The organism is Methanococcoides vulcani, from assembly GCF_900111645.1.
GTDB lineage: Archaea > Halobacteriota > Methanosarcinia > Methanosarcinales > Methanosarcinaceae > Methanococcoides > Methanococcoides vulcani.
Window position 1 is genome coordinate 1 of sequence record NZ_FOHQ01000007.1, and the last position, 20,383, is coordinate 20,383.

The 20,383-nt window shown below is 43.3% G+C and carries 26 protein-coding genes, 1 tRNA gene and 1 rRNA gene; 17 read left to right on the top strand and 11 right to left on the bottom strand.

All coding sequences use genetic code 11. The features are described 5' to 3' along the window. The first annotated feature begins 54 nt into the window (after positions 1–54). From BMX02_RS09590 to BMX02_RS09625, 8 genes are all read left to right on the top strand, one after another. Positions 55–126: transfer RNA gene (locus BMX02_RS09590), tRNA-Cys, on the top strand. A 24-nt stretch (positions 127–150) separates the two neighbouring features. Then, positions 151–272: ribosomal RNA gene (gene rrf / locus BMX02_RS09595) — 5S ribosomal RNA — on the top strand. A gap of 355 nt (positions 273–627) precedes the next feature. Beyond that, positions 628–1,740, top strand: coding sequence for an amidohydrolase family protein (locus BMX02_RS09600; protein WP_091690475.1), 1,113 nt, complete (start codon positions 628–630; stop codon positions 1,738–1,740). Positions 1,741–1,753: 13 nt separating this feature from the next. Further along, positions 1,754–2,206, top strand: coding sequence for a universal stress protein (locus BMX02_RS09605; RefSeq protein ID WP_091690634.1), 453 nt, complete (start codon positions 1,754–1,756; stop codon positions 2,204–2,206). Positions 2,207–2,230: 24 nt separating this feature from the next. Continuing rightward, positions 2,231–3,082, top strand: coding sequence for a CBS domain-containing protein (locus BMX02_RS09610; protein WP_091690476.1), 852 nt, complete (start codon positions 2,231–2,233; stop codon positions 3,080–3,082). Between the two features lie 69 nt (positions 3,083–3,151). Next, positions 3,152–3,835, top strand: a complete 684-nt coding sequence (locus tag BMX02_RS09615) for a 2,5-diamino-6-(ribosylamino)-4(3H)-pyrimidinone 5'-phosphate reductase (RefSeq protein ID WP_091690477.1) — start codon at positions 3,152–3,154, stop codon at positions 3,833–3,835. A 190-nt stretch (positions 3,836–4,025) separates the two neighbouring features. After that, a complete protein-coding gene (locus BMX02_RS09620) occupies positions 4,026–4,523 on the top strand; it encodes a thioredoxin family protein (RefSeq protein WP_091690478.1) in 498 nt (165 codons plus the stop codon). A gap of 43 nt (positions 4,524–4,566) precedes the next feature. Further along, positions 4,567–5,211 carry a cytochrome c biogenesis CcdA family protein gene (locus BMX02_RS09625; RefSeq protein ID WP_091690479.1) on the top strand — a complete coding sequence of 215 codons (645 nt, stop codon included), beginning with the start codon at positions 4,567–4,569 and terminating at the stop codon, positions 5,209–5,211. Between the two features lie 101 nt (positions 5,212–5,312). On the opposite strand, the gene BMX02_RS09630 is transcribed toward BMX02_RS09625, so the two are convergent. The 7 genes from BMX02_RS09630 to cbiT are packed head-to-tail and all read right to left on the bottom strand — an operon-like array spanning position 5,313 to position 9,624. Further along, positions 5,313–6,035 carry a precorrin-8X methylmutase gene (locus tag BMX02_RS09630; protein WP_091690480.1) on the bottom strand — a complete coding sequence of 241 codons (723 nt, stop codon included), beginning with the start codon at positions 6,033–6,035 and terminating at the stop codon, positions 5,313–5,315. Beyond that, entirely contained in the window at positions 6,025–6,825 is an 801-nt protein-coding gene (gene cobJ / locus BMX02_RS09635) for a precorrin-3B C(17)-methyltransferase (protein WP_091690481.1), read from the bottom strand. Before cobJ ends, BMX02_RS09630 begins: the two co-directional genes overlap by 11 nt. After that, positions 6,794–7,147, bottom strand: a complete 354-nt coding sequence (locus BMX02_RS09640) for a cobalamin biosynthesis protein (RefSeq protein WP_091690482.1) — start codon at positions 7,145–7,147, stop codon at positions 6,794–6,796. The genes cobJ and BMX02_RS09640 overlap by 32 nt, the downstream gene beginning before the upstream one ends. Beyond that, positions 7,147–7,632, bottom strand: a complete 486-nt coding sequence (locus BMX02_RS09645; protein ID WP_244625262.1) for a cobalamin biosynthesis protein CbiG — start codon at positions 7,630–7,632, stop codon at positions 7,147–7,149. Before BMX02_RS09645 ends, BMX02_RS09640 begins: the two co-directional genes overlap by 1 nt. 23 nt (positions 7,633–7,655) lie before the next feature. Beyond that, entirely contained in the window at positions 7,656–8,387 is a 732-nt protein-coding gene (cobM, locus tag BMX02_RS09650) for a precorrin-4 C(11)-methyltransferase (RefSeq protein ID WP_091690484.1), read from the bottom strand. Between the two features lie 14 nt (positions 8,388–8,401). Further along, positions 8,402–9,013, bottom strand: a complete 612-nt coding sequence (locus BMX02_RS09655; RefSeq protein ID WP_091690485.1) for a cobalt-factor II C(20)-methyltransferase — start codon at positions 9,011–9,013, stop codon at positions 8,402–8,404. 53 nt (positions 9,014–9,066) lie between these two features. Then, on the bottom strand, positions 9,067–9,624 hold the full coding sequence (cbiT, locus tag BMX02_RS09660; RefSeq protein WP_091690486.1) for a precorrin-6Y C5,15-methyltransferase (decarboxylating) subunit CbiT: 558 nt from the start codon (positions 9,622–9,624) through the stop codon (positions 9,067–9,069). Positions 9,625–9,700: 76 nt separating this feature from the next. Here cbiT and BMX02_RS09665 point away from each other — a divergent pair, with 76 nt between their 5' ends. The 6 genes from BMX02_RS09665 (at position 9,701) to BMX02_RS09690 (ending at position 15,847) form a co-directional block, all read left to right on the top strand. Continuing rightward, positions 9,701–11,176 (top strand): cobyric acid synthase, encoded by a 1,476-nt coding sequence (locus BMX02_RS09665; RefSeq protein ID WP_091690487.1) that lies wholly within the window; start codon positions 9,701–9,703, stop codon positions 11,174–11,176. A gap of 254 nt (positions 11,177–11,430) precedes the next feature. Next, the gene (gene trpD, locus BMX02_RS09670) at positions 11,431–12,492 is read left to right on the top strand and encodes an anthranilate phosphoribosyltransferase (protein WP_091690488.1); all 1,062 of its coding nucleotides are present in this window, start codon (positions 11,431–11,433) and stop codon (positions 12,490–12,492) included. Further along, on the top strand, positions 12,479–13,120 hold the full coding sequence (locus BMX02_RS09675; protein WP_244625264.1) for a phosphoribosylanthranilate isomerase: 642 nt from the start codon (positions 12,479–12,481) through the stop codon (positions 13,118–13,120). Before trpD ends, BMX02_RS09675 begins: the two co-directional genes overlap by 14 nt. Next, a complete protein-coding gene (gene trpE, locus BMX02_RS09680; protein WP_091690490.1) occupies positions 13,117–14,688 on the top strand; it encodes an anthranilate synthase component I in 1,572 nt (523 codons plus the stop codon). Before BMX02_RS09675 ends, trpE begins: the two co-directional genes overlap by 4 nt. Then, a complete protein-coding gene (locus tag BMX02_RS09685) occupies positions 14,685–15,275 on the top strand; it encodes an anthranilate synthase component II (protein WP_091690491.1) in 591 nt (196 codons plus the stop codon). Before trpE ends, BMX02_RS09685 begins: the two co-directional genes overlap by 4 nt. A 26-nt stretch (positions 15,276–15,301) precedes the next feature. Further along, a complete protein-coding gene (locus BMX02_RS09690) occupies positions 15,302–15,847 on the top strand; it encodes an adenylate kinase family protein (protein ID WP_091690492.1) in 546 nt (181 codons plus the stop codon). On the opposite strand, the gene BMX02_RS09695 is transcribed toward BMX02_RS09690, so the two are convergent. Next, positions 15,844–16,056 carry a hypothetical protein gene (locus BMX02_RS09695; protein ID WP_091690493.1) on the bottom strand — a complete coding sequence of 71 codons (213 nt, stop codon included), beginning with the start codon at positions 16,054–16,056 and terminating at the stop codon, positions 15,844–15,846. The two genes, BMX02_RS09690 and BMX02_RS09695, sit on opposite strands and share 4 nt — an antisense overlap. 203 nt (positions 16,057–16,259) lie before the next feature. Here BMX02_RS09695 and BMX02_RS09700 point away from each other — a divergent pair, with 203 nt between their 5' ends. After that, the gene (locus tag BMX02_RS09700; RefSeq protein ID WP_091690494.1) at positions 16,260–16,718 is read left to right on the top strand and encodes an OB-fold protein; all 459 of its coding nucleotides are present in this window, start codon (positions 16,260–16,262) and stop codon (positions 16,716–16,718) included. 91 nt (positions 16,719–16,809) lie between these two features. Here the strand turns inward: BMX02_RS09700 and BMX02_RS09705 are convergent, their stop codons facing one another. From BMX02_RS09705 to mer, 3 genes are read right to left on the bottom strand one after another with little or no spacing between them, the layout of a single operon-like run. Continuing rightward, complete coding sequence (locus tag BMX02_RS09705; RefSeq protein WP_091690495.1) at positions 16,810–17,334, bottom strand: nicotinamide-nucleotide adenylyltransferase; 525 nt, start codon at positions 17,332–17,334, stop codon at positions 16,810–16,812. Positions 17,335–17,346: 12 nt separating this feature from the next. Beyond that, complete coding sequence (gene fpoF, locus BMX02_RS09710) at positions 17,347–18,375, bottom strand: F420H2 dehydrogenase subunit FpoF (protein WP_091690496.1); 1,029 nt, start codon at positions 18,373–18,375, stop codon at positions 17,347–17,349. Beyond that, the gene (mer, locus tag BMX02_RS09715) at positions 18,375–19,361 is read right to left on the bottom strand and encodes a 5,10-methylenetetrahydromethanopterin reductase (protein ID WP_091690497.1); all 987 of its coding nucleotides are present in this window, start codon (positions 19,359–19,361) and stop codon (positions 18,375–18,377) included. Before mer ends, fpoF begins: the two co-directional genes overlap by 1 nt. 508 nt (positions 19,362–19,869) lie before the next feature. Here mer and BMX02_RS09720 point away from each other — a divergent pair. Next, entirely contained in the window at positions 19,870–20,124 is a 255-nt protein-coding gene (locus BMX02_RS09720; protein ID WP_091690498.1) for a DUF2180 family protein, read from the top strand. A 5-nt stretch (positions 20,125–20,129) separates the two neighbouring features. Next, positions 20,130–20,348, top strand: coding sequence for a DUF2180 family protein (locus tag BMX02_RS09725; RefSeq protein ID WP_091690499.1), 219 nt, complete (start codon positions 20,130–20,132; stop codon positions 20,346–20,348). Positions 20,349–20,383: the final 35 nt, after the last annotated feature.

Consider the following 20,383-nt stretch of genomic DNA (forward strand, 5'->3'; position numbering starts at 1 on the left):
CGCAATGTAAAGGCTTATATGGTTGTGTTGCCTAGTAAAGTCCGCTTAAAAAGTGCCAAGGTGGCGGAGCGGCTACGCAATCGCCTGCAGAGCGATTCCATTCCGGTTCGAATCCGGACCTTGGCTTTCATCCATTAATATGAGTTAGAGTACGGCGGCCATAGCGGCAGGGCAACTCCTGTTCCCATTCCGAACACAGAAGATAAGCCTGCCCACGTTGCTTACTGTACTGAGGTACGAGAGTCCTCGGGAAATCTGCGTCGCTGCTGTGCTCACTCTATTACCCTTTTTCTTTAACTGATCTTAACTCACTAGCTTTGACTTTGCTGTTCTGATATGTTTTTATTCATGATCACAATATTGATATGACTTACTATAGAGATCTTCGTAACGTCTGTTTGCTCTTACTATTCTTTGAAAACTGTGCTCAGATCATATTTACAGTATTTAAATGATGGTATATGTTCTAATTAATTATTTATTCTCAATGCTCACCTGCGCGCCAATATACTGTCCCCTTGAGCGAAGCGAAAGGGACGCGCGCTCCAGAAGCGCTGATCAGGGCAGTTGGTCTGGCTTGGCTTCCGCAGGATATATCTACTTTACTGGATATATTTACGAGTTGTAATGTCCTGTGAACAGATACTTTCTGGTACGATCATTCTTGGGGATGAACTGGAATCGATTGAAGGTTATATCTGCGTGGAGGATGGATTCATAACTGAAATTGGTGAAGAGTCCACAACAAGCAAGAATATCATTGCTCCATGCTTTGTTAATTCACACACGCATATCGGAGATTCCATTTGTAAAGACCCTATACTTGGTACATGTGAGAACTTCAGGGTGAAAAAGGACCTTGATTCGTTGGTACGTCCTCCTGATGGCCTAAAACACAGGATGCTCGAAAAAACGTCCTATTCCGATCTGGTTAATTCCATGAGGTCAAGTATGGAGGATATGTTAGCAACCGGCACCTGTGCTTTTGCAGATTTCAGGGAGGGCGGGGTTCTCGGTATCCTCGCACTAGAGGAGGCGGTTGATGGTATCATTATTGACAGCATAATTCTCGGTAGGCCGAAAGATACAGATTCTTCGATGGATTCAGTATTATCAGATATCAACAGGGTCCTTCGGCATGCAGATGGGCTTGGAATGAGCGGGACAAATGATGTCGATATGGAACTTCTGCGTAGATCTCGGAAGGCATCAAAAAATAAGAGCAAGATGTTTGCAATCCATGCAGGAGAAAAATCAGACAACGATATCGATAAAGCCCTTTCTCTTGATCCGGATATCCTGATCCACATGACACAGGCAAAAACATCAGATCTGATGGCAGTTGCAGATGCCAATATCCCGGTAGTAGTATGTCCTCGTTCCAACTTCATAACCGATGTAGGGATGGCTCCTATATCCGAAATGTTGGAATCGGGAGTTACTGTAGCAGTTGGTACTGACAATGTGATGTTGAATTCAGTTAATATGTTCTCTGAAATGGAGATACTATCCAAGGTTTTTGGTCTTGAGGATAGACAAGTATTTAAGATGTGCACGCTAAATGGGGCATCTATCCTGGGATTTAATAATACGGGTTCCATTAAGGAAGGCAACAAAGCCAATCTTATGATCCTGAATGGCACTTCCAATAACTTGATTGGTGTGAAAGACCCGGTAAGCGGAATAGTCAGAAGGGGCCGACCAGATGATATTTTATCCATAATCCATGCAAACGAATGATGGCGAGGGTAATATGACAAGCGAATTATACAAGAAAATATTGATAGCAACCGATGGTTCTGAAAAGAACAAAAAGGCAATATCTTATGGTATTGAATTTGCAAAATTGAGTGGGGCAAAGTTGTATGTTGTTTATGTAGTGGATACCGCTGCGTTTGCTTCGATTCCAATGGATGCAGGATGGGAAATGATGTATGAACTTCTGGAAACAGAAGGTAAAGATGCAGCAAAAGGTGTTGAAGAACTCGCAGCAAATGCTGGTCTTGATTCTGAATCTACTGTTCTTGAAGGTCATCCCAGCCACGAGATTATTGAATTTGCAAAGAACAATGACATTGATCTGATAGTAATGGGTACACTCGGGAAGACTGGAATTGACAGGTTCCTCCTTGGAAGTGTGGCTGAAAAGATCACTCGCAACTCAGAAGTTCCCGTACTTATTGTACGCAGTGACAAAAACGAATGAAATCAATATTGAGGTTTAAAAAACATGCCTAAGGACACACTCGTTAAAGACGTAATGGTAAAGGATGTCGCATCTGTCGCTCTTCCCGGTTCAAGGGATGAGGTCCTTTCCATTCTGAAAGATAAGCGGGTTTCAGGACTGCCTGTTATCAAAGACAATAAAGTGGTCGGTATTGTAAGTCGATCCAACTTACTGAAGAATCCCACTGAGGAACAACTGGCACTGTTGATGGCACGTGACCCTGTAACAATAGGTCCTGATGAGGATCTCACAATTGCAGCACGTCTTCTGCTTAAACATGGTATAAGAAGACTTCCTGTAGTTGAAGACGATAAACTTGTGGGTCTCATCTCGGTTGCCGATGTTGTAGGCGGCATAGTGGATCTGGATGTCACCGATCCAATTAGTGAATACCTTAACCATGGTGTTGGTCCTGTCTGGTATCAGACTCCTCTCCCTGTAGTTGCCCGACACATGGAGCTTGCTCACGTAAAGGCGGTTCCTGTGATCGATTCATCTCTTGATCTCGTAGGTATTATCTCAGACAGAGATATCATAAGTTCAAGTGTTATCGAGGATTCTGTTGAAATGTCTGACATGTCTGCAGGTTCTGATGACGACGAGTGGACCTGGGAAAGCATGAGGGATACAATGAGCATCTATTATAGTGTCTCAAGGATCAAGGTGCCGGAAGTTCCTGTAGAAGAAATCATGGTTAAAGATCCTATCACAGCATCAAACAACATGGGTGTAAGTGAATGCGCACTTAAAATGAAGAGGCACAGGATTGACCAGATGCCTGTTGTGGATGCAAACCAGAAATTTATCGGACTTTTGAGGGATCGCTACCTGTTAAAAGCACTTCTTAAGTACTGATTCTGAAAAACCGGCAGTTATATTGATTTTCTGTCGGTTCATTTTATTTTTCCATAGGTGTTGTTTGTTATGGATATGCCATTTACTTTTATCAATTCCGCAATGTCTGCTGATGGTAAGATCTCCACAAAGGAACGAAAGCAGGTCCGTATCTCTGGTGATGTGGACTTTGACCGAATGGATGATCTTCGTGCAACTTCTGATGCAGTCATGGTTGGTATCGGTACGATTCTTGCAGATGATTCAAGTCTTACAGTTAAGTCTGAAGCACGACGTTCTTCTCGTAAGAGTAAAGGTTATGATGAAAATCCAATCCGCATTGTAATTGATAGTAAAGCCAGAACTCCTCTGGATGCTGATATTTTCATAAAAGGTGAGGGTAAGCGTATCATTGCAGTTTCAGGTTCAGCTCCTGCAGATAAGGTTGAGATGCTTCAGCAGAAAGCATTGGTCATAAAAACAGGATATGAACAGGTAGATCTATGTGCATTGATGAAAGAACTGAGCTCCATGGGTATACGGCGTTTAATGGTGGAGGGCGGTGCAACTCTTAATTGGGCTATGCTTTCAAGTGGTCTTGTGGATGAAGTGTATTCATTTGTAGGCAACCTGTTGATAGGTGGCACCAGTGCTCCGACTCTTGTAGGTGGTGTGGGGTTTGTTGAAAATGATATCTTACCATTGAAGCTCATGAGTTTGGAAAAGATGGATGAAGGTGTCCTGTTGAAATGGGCCGTTATTAATGATGTTTGATTATTAATTAGCTCAGTTTAATTTTGATCAGTTTTGTTATATTCTCTTCAATTTATTATTGCCAAAACAGGTTTTGCTATTCTATGTCAAAATCGTGCATAACCTTTAAATTGAAATAATACCACTTTCATTCACTTACTGAATAATCTTTGCTTAAATAGGATTATATCATAATTAGAGTGGTGATGACATGAGATCAAAAATCTACCTTCTCGGATTGATCACTGTTGCAGTCTTAATTGCAGGATGTGTTACAGAGGTAACTCCTGTGGATAATGCTGGATCGGAGGAACGGGTGGCTATCCTTGTTACTGAGCAACAGCAAATAGATGATGCACTTGAAAAAGGTCCTGTTCTTCTCAAAGCAGGTGCAGACTGGTGTTCTCCGTGCAGGCAACTGGACCCGGTCATCGATGAACTTGCAAAGGATTATGAAGGCAGGGCAACAGCTATGTATATTGACATCACACTCTCTCCCGAACTTGCCAGCAAGTTCAATGTGTATTCTATACCTGATACAACTGTGATCGTTGACATTGAAGACGGAAATTACATGTTCATGAGATATGATGGTGTCAAAGAACAGGATCGTAATAAAGCCAGAGTGCTCGGGTATGTAGACAAAGGGATTTTCGAGACAATTCTTGATCATGCTATTGAATATAGGGGGACTGTTTCTGAGGATTAACGGCCTTTGAATATGCCCTATATTTTAACATCAGGTGGTAATAGTGGAATTCGGGGTGGTGACACCGGTAGCAGCCTTTGTAGCAGGGATGATCAGTATATTCTCTCCCTGTGTCCTTCCACTACTGCCTGCAATATTTGTTTATTCAACGTCTAAAGGACCTTTGAGGCCACTTGCAATAGTCCTTGGCCTTACAATATCCTTCACAATTATGGGCGTTATAACGTCTGCATTTGGTTCGCTTTTCCAGCAATATCTTCTGTATCTTAGCTTCTTTGCAGGTCTTATCATCATACTTTTTGGAGTCACATTACTTTTCGATCTCGGGACCTTCAATATATTTGGTGGTTTTTCCGGAATGGATGTGAAAGAAAAAGGTCTGCTTGGTGGCTTACTTTTTGGTATGTCCCTCGGGATCATATGGATTCCCTGTGTGGGTCCGATATTAGCATCCATTCTTACACTGGTGGCTATTGAAGGTGACATTACCTATGGTGCTTTTTTGCTTTTCATATATTCCATGGGGCTTGGAATTCCAATACTTGTGATCGCATATTCTGCTAATGTTTCTTCTTCAGTTCTTAGCAGTATAGCGAAATATGATATGTATCTAAAAAAAGGTGCAGGTGTGGTATTGATCCTTGTAGGATTGTGGATGCTTTACAGTAATGTCCTGGTAAGGCTATAATGTATCATATATGTTTGTTAATGATACGATCTCAATAAAAGCAGTTTCTAAGTTAGTAAAGGATAAAAAAAGATTGAAGAAAAGATCGATGTGTATATCTATTAACACTCGTCCTTTTCTTTTGCAATGGCAACAAGTTCATTAACACAGGCAACTGCCATTGGTGTCCCACCGCGTGTTCCGACGCAGGTGATAGATGGTACATCCATATTTCTTACCTCTTCCTTAGATTCAGCAGAGTTGACGAATCCAACAGGAGTTCCTACTATAAGTGCCGGTTTGATGCCGTGCTCGATCATTCTGCATACTGCAAGTGCTGCAGATGGTGCATTACCAATAGCTACAATAGAACCTTCAAGCCTGTCCCTTGCCATAAGGAAACCAGCAGCTGTCCTTGTGATGCCGTATTTTTGAGCAACTTCTGCATCTTTGTCCTCATCGAGTACACAGATAACTTCGCAGTTGTGTCCTTTCTTTGTTATTCCTGCTTTGACCATGTTGATGTCCACAAAGATCGGAGCACCGTTCTTGATAGCATTGACACCTGCTTCAACAGGATTGTTCACATAGCGCATAATATCTGCGATGGTTGGATCTCCTGTGGAGATAACGCAACGCTGTGTGATACGATCTTCTTTCGTTTCATCGCCCACAAGTTTACGTGCAATGTTGCGGCTTGTCATGTATATCGCCTTTGCTTCGTCGGTCTGGGCGCCTGAGTCTGAGCAGAGCTTGACAAGTTCCGGATCGATATCTGTTGTCATCTCTACCAGTTCTTCCAGTTCAGGAAGGTTCTCTTTTTGATTGGTGGATTCAGTAGTCATATTTTCTCTGATACCCCCTGGGTGTAATGATTCTTTCTCCTGTCTTACTATTCCAAACACGTGATTCGCTGTTAGTGATCAATATCATAGTGCTCATGTCGACCCAATCATTATGATCAAGTACTTCTCCAAGAGTGGTCACTATGTAATCCTGACTGTCTCCGCGAAGTGCATTCTTGACAAGTCCAACAGGAACTGACGCGTCCTTGTGTCTCCTGATGATCTCAATAGCTCTTGAGAAGTTGGAGTGGCGCTGTCTGCTCTTTGGATTGTATAGGGAGATCACGAAGTCGCCCGCTGCTGCAGCATCAAGGCGTTTCTCGATAACTTCCCATGGTGTTAACAGGTCACTGAGACTTATAACTGCAAAATCATTGACTATTGGTGCTCCAAGTACGCTGGCTCCTGCTGTGATGGCAGTTACTCCGGGAAGCACTTCAATATCGACATCAAGATCTTCATGTTCAGCAACTTCCAGGACAAGGCCGGCCATTCCATAAACATTTGCATCTCCTCCGCTGATCATGGACACAACGTTCTCTTTTGCAAGATGCACTGCCTTTTTGGCACGGTCTACTTCTTTGCCCATGGCGCTGCGCACGATCTCCTGCTTGTCCAGCAGACTATCCATCTGATCGAGATAGGTGCCGTTTCCTACAATATAATCTGAATTAAGTATAACATCTCTGGCACGGACAGTAAGCTGCTCAACAGAGCCGGGTCCGATGCCGATGATGAATAATTTCCCATTTTGGTTTTCATTCTGCGATTGCAATTGTGATCCTTCCATAGACTTTCTTTTTCAGTATCAATTTCTTATTATCAGATAAGGCTAATGCTGCCGGTTCGGCAACACCTTTAAGGCCGAAACGGCTGGCCTGTGAATCCGAAGGCACTTCAAATCCGTTGAGAACATCATCCGGTAGGAACTTAATCTCAAATCCAAGTTCCCGGGAAGCTTCAATAAGGCCAGTTTCATTCTCTTTAAGGGTGGATGATGCAAGCATTCGAATGTCTTTTTTATCCCTTCCGACCTCTTCCAATGCAGCTTCAATAGCATTGAGGACTTCCTGGGCTGACACTCCTCTGCGGGCACCGATTCCAAAGTACATTATTCGTCCGCCCTTTCTTTTTTCAGGACTGATACATCGTTCTCAACGATGATTATTTTTGGTCCCTTTATTTCCAGCACTTCCACGTCCTGGTCAAGCAGAGCACAGTTCACATCCCTTGTGGATTCCTTGTTAACGATGTCGTATCCCAACTTTGCTGCAATACCTTCTACAGAGTTGCGATTGTGTACTTCAGTAGCTGTAGTTATAACAGGAACTACGCCCATCTCAGATATCCTGCGCACAAGTTCATTTGCACCATGATGTCCTCCGAGCAGTGATATAGCGAAGTTCAGGTTGGAATCGACTACCACTACAGCAGGGTCGTCCCATTTATCGACTACCAGAGGTGCGATCTCACGCACGACTATCCCTGTTGCAAAGACTGCAACTAATGCCTGGTAGTCTTTGAAGATTTCCTCAAATATTCCTTTTTTGTAAATAATAACATCTGCATCGATGTGATCTGCGAGTTTGTTAGCCACATCGAGATTACGTTCAAATGTTATTACAGCGGTTTTTGTGCTACTCCGTATAAGTGTGACCTCCTGTAATCGACAGGGTCTACTACACCGCCGATAAGGATCATTGCGGAACGTATGATGCCTTCATCCTTTACCTTCTGTGCAATGTCCGCGACTGTGCCATAAACGATCTTCTGGTCGGGCCAGGATGCGTGGAATACAACAGCCACTGGAGTATCATCTGAATACTCGACCTTTTCCATTATCTCTTCTATTTTCTGGGTACCAAGGAACACTGCCATGGTGGCATTGTGCTTTGAAAGACCTTTCAGATCATCCTCTTCCAGTGTCTTTCCTGCAGGACGTGTGATGATGAGTGTGTCGGAAACACCATTGAGTGTAAGCTGGGTGTCAAGTGCTGCAGCGGTTGCAAATACTGATGATACTCCAGGCACACGTTCTACTGTAATATCGTACTTCTTCAGCTCTTCCATTTGCTCAACGACGTTACCGTAGAGGGATGGATCCCCACTGTGCAGGCGTACGACCTTCTTTCCTTCCTTAATGGCATCTGCCATCTTCTTCGTGATCTCGTCAAGGGTCAGGCCATAACTGTCGACCTTTTCTCCACTGCAGTAGTTGACGACTTCAGGGTTTACAAGTGAACCTGCGTAGACAACAAGATCTGCTTCTTCCAGTTTCTCGCGTCCAAGAAGTGTGATAAGTTTTGGGTTTCCCGGTCCGGCACCCACAAAAGTAATTACATTATCTGTCATTTAAGATGACCTCTTTAGTCCTTTTTCGCATACACGATGCTGAAGTAGTTTCCTTTCTCAGGGATCTCTTCTGAATTCTTGATAATAACTTCCCTGTCAGAGAAGAGTCTCTCTGCAAAGACAAATTCGTTATAGCCTTCCTTTCTAAAGTCATCCATGATCTCTTTTGGATGGACTGCCTTGAGCCTGATCTTGTGCTTCTTTTCAGATCCATCACTGACTTCGAAGGAGCTGTCAACTTCTGCATCAGCTCTTGCAGCAAAAGATGTTATTGAACTTATCCCTGGTACCGTTGAAGTTTCAACATCAGGGTAATGCTTTTTCATAACACGCTTCAGGTGTGTGAAAGTGGAAAAGAAATTAGGATCTCCGATAAGACCGAAAGCAACAGTTCCGTTCCTTGATTCTTCCGCAATGATGTCAGCATTCTTCTTCCATACCTCGTTGAGAACATCATAATCCCTCAACATGGGGAAATCCAGTATCTCTGGTGTTACATATGGTTCTACTAGTTTTGCTGCCATATCTCCAGGTACATACACTTTATCACTGTTCTTGAGAATTTCCACAGCTTTAAGTGTAAGAAGTTTCGGGTCACCTGGGCCAAGTCCTACTCCTATCAACATATTTCTATCTCCATAATTAAATATAAATGTCACTTATAATGTCAGTTCAGTTTTCATTCATTCTGCAGTTTACCTACTACAATATAGACCGGGTTCTCTGGTTTGAACATGGTTTCGCCTGTAAGCTCATAACCTCTGGTAATAGTGACGTGGATAACCTCTGAGAATATTCCCAGTTCTTTCATCTTATTCATCACACTGACCACGGTTTCGATCCTTACCGCGTTAACAACAATTTTTCTTGCCTTTTTCTTATAGAGCACATCCAGTACCTTGGATATGTTCTTTGTCCCGCCTACAAATGCACAGTCAATGGTTCCTATCTCAGCGTTCTGATCAATAGATTCGGAAGATTCACCACTAATTAGTGTAACGTCCTCAACGCCGAAGTTCCTGAAGTTCTGTCTTGCAACATCGATAGCTTTTTCTCTCGCATCGATGGCAACTACCTTAAGGCCACGTGCTATCTTTGATGCTTCAATAGAAACAGCACCTGTTCCACATCCTACATCATAGAATGTGATCCCATCTTTCAGGTCCATTTTTGATAGTGATATCGCAATGACCTCTGGCTTTGTTGGCCCTCCGCTTATGTGCAATAGATCTGACATTTTTCACCTAACTAAAGTAAATTGGAGTTAATTAGATATAGCATAATAAACCTTGTCACATAAAAGGTTGTTGTGAATGAATACTAAAAAACATTTGTTAATACTGGGTACTGCATCTCATGTTGGCAAGAGTGCAATTGTGACTGGTCTTTGTCGCATACTTTCAGCTAACCATAAGGTTGCTCCCTTCAAAGCACAGAACATGAGTCTTAACTCCTGGATCACACAGGACGGGAAAGAGATCGGCATCGCTCAGGCAATACAGGCGATGGCAGCAGGTATTGAGCCGACTGCAGACATGAATCCTGTACTGCTTAAGCCCAAAGGGGATCGTGTCTCACAGGTAATACTCCTGGGAGAACCTTATGCTGACAAAAGTGCAGGCTCATATTATGATTCTATAGAGGACACTCATGAGGTTCTAAGGGGTGCACTTCAACGGCTTGCAGACGAGTATGATCTCATTGTTATGGAAGGTGCCGGCGGCGCTGCTGAGATCAACCTCTATGAGCGCGATATTGTTAATATCGGAACTGCAAGGCTGACCAATGCGCCTATCATTCTCGTAGGGGATATCGAAAGAGGCGGTGTTTTTGCAAGTCTTTATGGTACTATTGAACTCCTGCCTGAGGATGTGCGTAAGAATGTCCGTGGTTTTATCATAAACAAGTTCAGAGGTGATCCTACTATACTCGAGTCAGGTCTTACTGAAATCGAAGAGCGCACGGGTATTCCTGTTCTTGGTGTTCTTCCACATTTCAAGCTGCGTATTCCATCGGAGGACTCTGTATCGATCGGGGACAAGTCTTCGGATGATGCTGGAGTTCATGATATTGATATTGCGGTTATTCACCTTCCCAGAATCTCTAACTTCACGGATTTCGAACCTTTGGAGCGTATGGCAAAGGTCCGTTATGTGGACCTGTCCGATGATCTTGGAACACCGGATGCTATCATAATTCCTGGTACAAAGAATACGACCAGTGATCTGCATGATCTCATGGAAAGTGGGATGGGCGAAAAAATAAGGTCCTTTAATGGTAAGATCCCGATACTTGGTATCTGTGGTGGTTACCAGATGCTTGGAAATTCAATTGTCGATTCCGGAATTGAAGGCGGCGAAACTGCTCGCTATGAGGGTCTTGGGTTGCTGGACATTGAGACCGTGTTCGATGCATATGAGAAACGTACCGTTCAGGTAACGAAAACCATTAACGAGTGTGGTCCTATTCTCGGAAGCATAAATGGTGAGGATGTAAAGGGATATGAGATCCATATGGGCATGTCAACATCAAATAGACCTGTTTTCGGAGATGATGGTTGCGCTGATGAAAGTGGTCTTGTGATCGGCACATATCTTCATGGATTATTTGAGAACCAGAATATCAGGCATGCTCTTATAAGATATCTGGCTGAAAAGAAAGGTCTGGCCTTTGAAGATGAGGATATTCCTGAGAAGGATCCGTATGACGAACTTGCTGATGTTATGCGCGAGCGTCTGGACATGCCTCGTATCTATGAAATGCTTGGATTGGATTCTGAAGGTTTCTGATCAGTATTTTTTACTTTCTTTTTTCGTTTTCTTTCGATTCAGGGTTTAAGTTATAATTCTTCTCCTTTTGTTTTCTGCTGATGTATCCATATTATCAGGTTCAGCAGCGGCTGTGCTATATGTGTGGGGCCTGATGCGCGATTTGTCTTCTTCATTTAGTTTTGTCTGTATGTAAATTGAATAAAGTTTATATACAAAGACATTTGTTATACATTATTGTACACAATTATACATTAATGCAAGAAGGTGTCAATATGAAATATTATCTCCAAAAATTAGTTGATGGTTATGATCTGACAATGGCCGAGGCAGAAGCAGCCATGGAGCAGATATTTGAGAGTGCAACAGACACACAGATCGGTGCATTTGTAATGGCCATGAAGATGAAGGGTGAAACCCCGGATGAGATCGCAGGGTTTGCAAAGGCTATGCTAAAAGTGGCCAACATGATATCTCCTGAAGTGCAGGGCACTCTTGTGGATACCTGTGGTACCGGCGGTGATCGTCATAATACTATTAATATTTCAACAACTGCTGCCATCGTTGCAGCCGCTGCAGGGGTCACTGTAGCAAAACACGGAAATTATTCATTCACATCTCTTTCAGGAAGTGCTGATGTGCTCAAAGAGCTCGGTATAAAGATCGACCTTGAGCCGGAATATGTGAAAAGGTCAATTGAGGACATTGGCATTGGTTTCATGCTGGCCCCGAAGTTCCATCCTGCAATGAAAAGGATGGTAGGTCCCAGAAAAGAGCTTGGGATAAGGACAATGTTCAATATCCTCGGTCCACTGACAAATCCTACTGGTGCAAAGTCACAGGTCATTGGTGTTTTTGACAGGAAACTTTGCAAGCTTATGGCGGAAGTTCTCTGTAAACTTGGTAAAGAACATGTATTGGTACTCCATGGTGATGGGATGGATGAGATCAGCACTCTTTCTGAAACATATGTTGCTGAACTCAAAGATGGTGCTGTGACCACATATACAATAAGTCCTGAGGACCTGGGCATCCCAAGAGCTAAAGCCACAGATATCGTAGGTGGTACTCCGGAAGAGAATGCCGGTGATATCCTTTATATCTTCAATGGCGAAAAAGGTCCTAAAAGGGATATTGTTGTTGTCAATGCAGCAGCAGCGATCTATGTTTCAGGCATGGCAAATTCCATAAAGGAAGCTATTCCAATTGCAGAAGAGGCAATTGATAGCAAGAAAGCATTATACAAACTTAAGGAATTCATAGAATTCACATCAGGTAAAAAGGTGGAAAATGCATCACTCAACGCGTGTCAAGGTATGCGGCATGAAGTCTGTTGAAGACATAGATCTTGCAGTAAGCTCAGGTGCAGATGCTGTTGGTTTCATAACCGATGTTCCTGTGGAGACTCCAAGGAAGATCGATCTCAAGAAGGCAGAAGAACTTGTTTCTCATGTGCCTTTTTTTGTGGATTCTGTATTGGTTATCATGCCGGAATCTGCCAGTGATGCAATTGACATGATTAATTGCATAGGGCCTGATGTGGTACAGATACACAGCACTCTTGATATTGATAACATGAGGTCTGTTCGTGATAATACAGATGTTAAGTTAATTCGTACATTTCATGTTCCTTCCGGGGGCAATGTACTGGTTAATGAACTTGTTGATGAGGTCAATTCACTTTCATCTGAAGATATTGTCGATGGGATACTGCTGGATTCTTATGTTTCCGGTAAGGTCGGTGGTACAGGGCAACTCCATGATCTTTCCATAAGCAGGGAGGTTGTAAAACTCGTGGATGTGCCTGTGATCCTTGCAGGTGGTTTGAATGCTGATAATGTTGCAGATTGCGTAAAGCAGGTCTCTCCTTTTGCTGTGGATACAGCTTCAGGTGTTGAAACTGATGGGAAGAAGGATGCTGAAAAGATAAGGCGTTTTGTAAAAGAAGTTAGGTGTGCCAGATGATATCGTTCGATCTTACAAAAGATGAATTCACAGAACTCGTGAATACTTCGGAAAAACCTGCACTTGTGCAGCTTATGGCGAAAGTTAGGTCGGATTGCACTCCATTGCAGCTATATACTACGTTCCAGAATGAAAATTACTCTTACATGCTGGAATCTGTGGAAAAGGAAAAAAGGCATGCACGGTTTTCGTTCGTTGGTGCTTATCCTGATATTGTGGTTAAGATCAGTGGACGTAGGCTTACTCTTGAGTATAATATGAACTCTGTACTTATTGACAACATCCGTTCAAAGCTGGCTTTTGAATGTGAGAACATTGTGGATGATGGTTCTATTCTGATGGCTGACATAAAGGATGGGTATGATGTGGTGGATGCAATGCGTGCAGTGTTCCCTACAGCCGATGGAACGATTCTTCTGAATGAAAAAAGGTTTGACAGGCAGACCTTCCTTGGAGGTGCCATCGGGTACAATGGTTATGATATGGTGTATGACTGCTGGTTAGACATTGAAAGGGCACACCAGTCAGATGTACCTGATATGCAGTTCATTCTCACAACAAAGACATTCGTTTTTGATCACCTGACAGATGAAACCTACATGGTGCTTACTCCGTTTGCAGGTGTGGGTAGTGATCCCGGAAATTTGTATGATAATGCGTTGAATGAAGCGGAAAAAATGTGCAGATGTCTCCGTGTTGCAGCTGATGTCAGGCTGGGGGAACTTCCTCAGTTGTCTGGCTCATCAGAAGCGGTTTGCAATATGGAAAAGGATGCTTTTGAAGACGCGGTCAGAGCAGCCAAGCAGCATATCCTGGATGGTGATATCTTTCAGGTGGTACTTTCCAGACGTTATTCAATGGAAATTGAACAAACTCCTCTGGAACTTTATCGTACTCTCAGGGAGATCAACCCCAGTCCATATATGTATCTGTTCAGTTTCCGCGATCTGAACATTGTGGGTGCAAGCCCGGAGACTCTTATGACCGTCCATAAGCGCAAGGTCATAACAAACCCAATTGCAGGCACATGTCCCCGAGGGAAAGATGAAGCCGAGGATGATGAATATGCTGCCAGAATGATGTCTGATAAGAAAGAGCGTGCTGAGCATGTTATGCTTGTTGATCTTGGAAGGAACGATGTCCGCATGGTTTCAATGTCTGGTTCGGTCAAGGTCAGGGATTTCATGAATGTTGTGAAATATTCTCACGTACAACACATAGAGAGTACTGTTTGTGGGGAGCTTCGACCTGAATGTGACCAGTTCGATGCCACACGTGCCATCTTCCCGGCAGGAACTCTCTCAGGTGCTCCAAAAATAAGGGCTATGGAAATAATTGATGAGTTCGAGCCATCGGCAAGAGGGATCTATGGTGGAGGAGTTGGATATTATTCCTGGAACGGCGATGTGGATACTGCCATTGTCATAAGAACTGTGATCATAAAAGACGGGGTTGCGAATGTGCAGGCAGGGGCTGGTATCGTTGCAGATTCCGATCCGACGTATGAATATGAGGAAACAGAACGCAAGATGGCTGCTATGATAGCTGCTATGGGAGGGAAACGATGAAGGTACTTTTCGTTAACAACAGAGATTCCTTTGTCTGGAATCTTGTGGACTATGTTTCCATGTTCGAATCTGATACTCTGGTCGTTCCGAACACTATTTCTGTAGATGAGGTCCGGGAAATATCTCCTGATGCAATAGTCATATCCCCAGGTCCGGGAAACCCTGGAAACAGTCGTGATGTCGGAAGTTGCATTGAGATCATCCATGAATTTGGTGATTCTATTCCGATACTTGGAGTTTGTTTCGGACATCAGGCTATAAATGCTGCTTTTGGTGGAACCATTAATCATTCAAAGGGTGGTCCGGTTCATGGCAAGGCTTCAATGGTAATACATAATACCTCATCAATGTTCGATGGGATCTCGACCTCATTCTATGCAGGCAGGTATCATTCACTTTCAGTTGACAGGATGGCAGATGATCTGGAAATAACCGCACAGGATGAGAATGGTCTTATCATGGGAATAAAGCATAAGGAATATCCGATCTATGGTGTCCAGTTCCATCCGGAGTCAGTACTGACACCTGAAGGTTTGAAGCTCATTGAAAATTTTCTGAAAATTGCAGGCATGGGGACGAAGGATTAATGTCCATTGGCAGCATGTGAATATGCATGATCATCGGACTTACTGGAACTCCTGGCACAGGAAAAACCTCTGTTTGCAGGATACTTGAGGGTCGTGGGTATCGTGTTATACACATGAACGACCTTATCAAGAATGAACATCTTTACAGTGAGGTCGACGAGGAACGGGATACCGTTGTAGCTGATATGGACAGGGTGCTCTCTCGTGTCTGTGAACTTGTGGGTGATGATGAATCTGTGACCATACTTGACAGCCACATGTCCCACTACATCGCTGACATCGTGATCGTGTTGCGTACTGCTCCTTCTGAGCTTAAGAAACGTCTGGAAGCTCGTAATTATTCTGATCCCAAGGTGCAGGAGAATGTTGAAGCCGAGTGTCTGGATGTGATCCTTGTGGAATCTGTTGAATGGTGTCAGCTAGTCTATGAAGTGGATACTACTGGCAGAGGTGCTGATGATGTAGCGGAGGATGTTGAACGGATCATCTCCGGTGTTCTTTCAGGAGATGATACTCTTGTTTATTCCCAATACAAGCCTGGTTCGTTTGACTGGAGTGAAGAGATCTTTTAAAAACGGTATGCTTTATTTTGGATTGGCTTGTCAGGTGTAACTCCATAATATTCGGTTCTGGCTTTTCCCCATATACATCCATTTTTACCAACGATCTTTAATTCAAGGTTTTGGAGTGCTTTTCCTATGCCATTTCCTGCTCTTGCAGCTCTGCAAACAGGGCAGTATTTTTCACAGAATATTGGAGCTTTTCCTTTTGATGCTGTCATTTTGCTTCCTCTTTTAGTCCGTTTGATGAAAATTGTGATTTTTTCATCATCAAAAATTATATGTTACTGTCAGCTAATATATTTGACTGTCATGAATATATACAAAACCGAATGTGATGCATTAATATAACTCTCTTTTTGAAGACAAAATTTGATATACTTTTCAATCATTTTAGTTGTAATTATCATAAGGGAGTATTTTTATGAAATTTGCAAAGATAGGAATGGTTTTACTTTTAATTGCCGTATTGGTGGTGTCGGGTTGTTCTGATTCAGAAGAAAGTCCGGAAGAAGTTTCAGAGATAGCTGAAGACCTGGGTGTGGATGTTATGAGCACATCATTTGATGATTTTGGTGTGGTTTTCTGTGATCCTGAAACTTCGCAGGATGAAATTGCAGCTCTTGTCGATGAAGAATATAAAGGCAACTTTGTCCAGTGGACAGGTACTATATCTGCAATTACTGACAATGGTAATTCATATACTGCACAGATCAAACATTGTCCTGATTCGATTTCTGATGCAGGTGTTACGTTCAAGCCAGACCAAAATGAAGCTGCATCCCAGCTTATAAAAGGTCAGGAGATCACCTATCTCGGAAGGGTAACACGTTATCAGAAAGGTGTTGGTTTCTGGGTAGAAGAAGCTTCTATTGTATCCTGAGTAACTTAAAAAGTGTTAAACTTATCATGATGGTGGCATTGTGTCACCATCTGTCTGTTTTTTAATCAAACAACAACAAGTCTCTTTTTTATCAATAATCGAACCCATCGGTTCTGGATACTCGTTTTAGACGCCTTACGCCATCGATCTCATCGATGACATCTGCAACAGCATCAGGGACAAGATGTCTCCATTCCTCATTTGCAAGCATACGTCTTCGTATCTCTGTGCCGGAATGCTGTTCCCTGAGGTACATTGGTGGTTGCTTTACAGTTATTCCTGCTTCTTCAAAAAGTTCGATAACAAGGGGATTGTTGGTATAAGCTGTGTCAAATGGAGGGGTTCTTGATGTTACGTATGATACCCATACTGGATTTTGCTGTATGTCATCAATGGGTAAAGCATAGAAATGAACATCAATGTCTTCGAGGGCATGTCGTATCATCATAACTCGTTCACCTGCAGTGAACGGATTATTCGCTTCGTGGGTCCTTTGGGCACTTCCTATCCCTATAATAAGTTCATCAACCTCTTCTGCGATGCTTGTTATCACAGAGTAGTGACCAAGATGAAATGGCTGGAAGCGCCCTATGTAAAATGCCCTTTTCATATTCATGGTACAACAATTTCAGCGGAATCCGCCATCCTCAAAGGAGAATTTCTCACAGACCTCGAGATAGTGAGCAGAGTTGTTGTCATGTTTCATCTTTGCAAGTTTCTCGATAAGTCCCATTCCTGGCTTTGGATCTTCCATGAACTCAAGTTCACTTTCGACCATCTTGAAGTACTTCTCACCGGCATCGGTGCGTATCAATACACAGTTCCAGCCATCGGGGGTACCTACTGAACCTACTGAGATGTCAGCAAAGACTGATGTGTAGTCATTGCAGTGGTGGCATGGGTTCCTTGCGTGTGGAGCGATCTTTGAGATCGGTACGTTGTGTTCCTCACCGTCTTTGGTGTATGCCCAGAACTTACCCTTTCCGAAGTCCATCTTTTTGACATCTTCGATGTTGACTCCCATAATCTCCGGGATGATCTTCTCGGTCATGACATCGTGGTGGAAGCTCTCCATACAGAGCAGACCTACGATAAGGACGATCTTGTCGTTGACATTCTCAGAGATGAGCCTTGCAGCGTGTGCCTGGCATGGTACGCCGATCACAGCGATCTTTTCGTACTGGTTGAATGGATCTCTCAGTATGGAAAGAACGGAATCGTATGTGTATTTTGTACCTTTTGCCTTCTCTACATCTTCGGGGTCAGTAAAGACTACAAGCTCTGTTTCCCATTTTTCGTTCATAGTGATACCGACAACACAGTCGATCTCACCCTGTCTAAGGAGTGACCGTGCAATAGCTGAGGTAACACCGCCGTCCTGACCGGCAATGTTGCTCTTTGCAGCAAGGAAGCTTCTGACATTTGCGAACTCATCCTCAAGGTAACCATCCACTACAGGACAGATCCTGCTGCATGTAAGACATCCCTCACATACATTAGGGGCAGCACCGTGTGAGTAAAGTTCAAGGTTGTCAGGGTCGCGGATCTCCGCAGCCTTGCCCATTGTTATTGCACCGGCAGGACATGCTGATACGCATGCCCCACAAGCAGTACAGACGTCAAACTCGATGACGTCCATAATTTTTGGATGAACCATCAGTTTCCTCCGATGATCTCCTTTCCGATGAGTTTTATTGCTTTCTCCTTGTTTGGTCCGATTGGTGAACCTGCAACGATCTGGGTCACACCGATGTCAAGCAATTCATTGATCCTTGCCTTACAGTCATCCGGTGTACCAGAAATGGAGAATGCATCCATCATGTCACTTGTGACCATATCGCCCATGAGAGCTCCGAAGTCGCCCTTTGCGATTGCTCCGCCGATGTCTCCCTTTGCAGCGACATCAATGCCGTGGCGCTCGAGAACCATGTCAGGTGAACCTGCAACGATGAAAGCTACAACGACCTTTGCTGCGCTCTTTGCCTTCGCAGCATCCTTGTCAATAGAGAAGCATGCATATGCTGCAACATCTACGTCCTTTGGATCCCTGCCTGCTTTCTTTGCACCGGATGCGATCTGCTTGACTGCTACTTCAAAGTCCTTTGGGTGTGATGCATTGATTAGTACACCGTCTGCGACCTCTCCTGCGAGCTCGAGCATCTTTGGACCCTGTGCACCCATGTATATAGGTACGTCTCCGGTCTTGAATGCCAACTTTGCGCCGCCGAACTGGACCATGTCGCCGTCCATTGTGACCTTTTCGCCTGCGAAGAAGGAACGAAGTGCGGAAATGTTCTCCTTTGTGGTTGTTAATGGCTTGTCCCAGGAGATTCCCATTGCGTCGAAGGTTGCCTTGTCACCAGGGCCGAGACCTAAGATCGCACGTCCGCCGGATATCTCGTTAATAGCACCGATACTGGAAGCTGTGATTGCTGCATTCCTTGTGTAGGGGTTTGTAACGCCGGTACCGAGCTTAATACTGTTTGTGTTCATGGCAAGAACTGCCAGTGTTGAGTAAACATCACGGTTGTTGTAGTGGTCTGTGATCCACACATTGTCAAATCCCTGCTGTTCTGCGAGCTTTGCGTAGTGTGCGATCTTAAGCACTGGATCATTTGGCACGAATTCTATTCCGAATGTCATTTAAATCCTCCAATTTAATAATGCTATTCAGGATTACATGCATATATTAAAACCTTATTGGTTTATCTCGGACGTCTGGTTATTATTATGCTATGCTTATATCTGTTTGTACGATCTTATCTCAAAATTGTAGGAAAATTATAGAAATAGTTTTATATTTTTGCGAAAGATTATCTTTACATGGCCTTTTCTTTTGCCTGTAGCTTTCTGGCAGTCCTTTGTGCAAATACCGATATGCATAAATATTGATCTAACCTATTTTTAAGAGTAAGGACGAATCCATAATATATGTGATTCCAGGGACTTTCCGGGGTTATCTTTCAATACATTTGGGAATTGTGTTGATGGGATGTATTTTCAGGCAACTGTCAAAATATTTCCTTTTATTGTGCTCATAAATCATTATCAGGGCATGTATTGCTGATGCCTTTCGGGAAAATATCCTGTGCAGTATAGATGTTGAGTAATATTGGAAAAGCACTTTTTCGAAAAAGAATCAGGTGATCGAATGAAATGCTATGAATGTGCAAAGAACGGAAAAGACTCAGATGCCGTAGGTATCTGCATCGTATGTGGCAGAGGGGTTTGTAAAGACCATCTTGTGCGTGAGAAGATTCCTGAATGGGATGGTGAATTTGACATCAGGCTCAGGTGCATGGGTGATTCCTGTAAACTAAAGGACATGCAGCCACTGCTTAAGATATTGTGCACTCCATGCCACGATGCCTTAGTGGAAAACCCTAGTGGAAAACAAGTGAGGTGAGTATCATGATGAAATGTTATGACTGTATGGAAGAGGGCAAAGACACTGAAGCTGTAGCTGTTTGTATCGTATGTGGAAAAGGTCTTTGCATGGATCATTCGAAAGAACTTATACTTCCTGTTTCTGTTGGAAAACCACCTGAGGTCACACGCTTGCACAATGCTCTTCCGAGGATCATGTGCAACTACTGTCTGAGCAATACAATAGTTGATGCATTCGATTGATATTCATTATGGGGTACTTATCATTTTAAAGGGAG

Coding starts and splice junctions, on each gene's coding strand:
- BMX02_RS09600 (WP_091690475.1), top strand. CDS start 628: ATGTCCTGTGAACAGATACTTTCTGGTACGATCATTCTTGGGGATGAA.
- BMX02_RS09605 (WP_091690634.1), top strand. CDS start 1,754: ATGACAAGCGAATTATACAAGAAAATATTGATAGCAACCGATGGTTCT.
- BMX02_RS09610 (WP_091690476.1), top strand. CDS start 2,231: ATGCCTAAGGACACACTCGTTAAAGACGTAATGGTAAAGGATGTCGCA.
- BMX02_RS09615 (WP_091690477.1), top strand. CDS start 3,152: ATGGATATGCCATTTACTTTTATCAATTCCGCAATGTCTGCTGATGGT.
- BMX02_RS09620 (WP_091690478.1), top strand. CDS start 4,026: ATGAGATCAAAAATCTACCTTCTCGGATTGATCACTGTTGCAGTCTTA.
- BMX02_RS09630 (WP_091690480.1), bottom strand. CDS start 6,035: ATGACTACTGAATCCACCAATCAAAAAGAGAACCTTCCTGAACTGGAA.
- cobJ (WP_091690481.1), bottom strand. CDS start 6,825: ATGGAAGGATCACAATTGCAATCGCAGAATGAAAACCAAAATGGGAAA.
- BMX02_RS09640 (WP_091690482.1), bottom strand. CDS start 7,147: ATGTACTTTGGAATCGGTGCCCGCAGAGGAGTGTCAGCCCAGGAAGTC.
- cobM (WP_091690484.1), bottom strand. CDS start 8,387: ATGACAGATAATGTAATTACTTTTGTGGGTGCCGGACCGGGAAACCCA.
- BMX02_RS09655 (WP_091690485.1), bottom strand. CDS start 9,013: ATGTTGATAGGAGTAGGACTTGGCCCAGGTGACCCGAAACTTCTTACA.
- cbiT (WP_091690486.1), bottom strand. CDS start 9,624: ATGTCAGATCTATTGCACATAAGCGGAGGGCCAACAAAGCCAGAGGTC.
- BMX02_RS09665 (WP_091690487.1), top strand. CDS start 9,701: ATGAATACTAAAAAACATTTGTTAATACTGGGTACTGCATCTCATGTT.
- trpD (WP_091690488.1), top strand. CDS start 11,431: ATGAAATATTATCTCCAAAAATTAGTTGATGGTTATGATCTGACAATG.
- BMX02_RS09675 (WP_244625264.1), top strand. CDS start 12,479: ATGAAGTCTGTTGAAGACATAGATCTTGCAGTAAGCTCAGGTGCAGAT.
- trpE (WP_091690490.1), top strand. CDS start 13,117: ATGATATCGTTCGATCTTACAAAAGATGAATTCACAGAACTCGTGAAT.
- BMX02_RS09685 (WP_091690491.1), top strand. CDS start 14,685: ATGAAGGTACTTTTCGTTAACAACAGAGATTCCTTTGTCTGGAATCTT.
- BMX02_RS09690 (WP_091690492.1), top strand. CDS start 15,302: ATGATCATCGGACTTACTGGAACTCCTGGCACAGGAAAAACCTCTGTT.
- BMX02_RS09695 (WP_091690493.1), bottom strand. CDS start 16,056: ATGACAGCATCAAAAGGAAAAGCTCCAATATTCTGTGAAAAATACTGC.
- BMX02_RS09700 (WP_091690494.1), top strand. CDS start 16,260: ATGAAATTTGCAAAGATAGGAATGGTTTTACTTTTAATTGCCGTATTG.
- BMX02_RS09705 (WP_091690495.1), bottom strand. CDS start 17,334: ATGAATATGAAAAGGGCATTTTACATAGGGCGCTTCCAGCCATTTCAT.
- fpoF (WP_091690496.1), bottom strand. CDS start 18,375: ATGGTTCATCCAAAAATTATGGACGTCATCGAGTTTGACGTCTGTACT.
- mer (WP_091690497.1), bottom strand. CDS start 19,361: ATGACATTCGGAATAGAATTCGTGCCAAATGATCCAGTGCTTAAGATC.
- BMX02_RS09720 (WP_091690498.1), top strand. CDS start 19,870: ATGAAATGCTATGAATGTGCAAAGAACGGAAAAGACTCAGATGCCGTA.
- BMX02_RS09725 (WP_091690499.1), top strand. CDS start 20,130: ATGATGAAATGTTATGACTGTATGGAAGAGGGCAAAGACACTGAAGCT.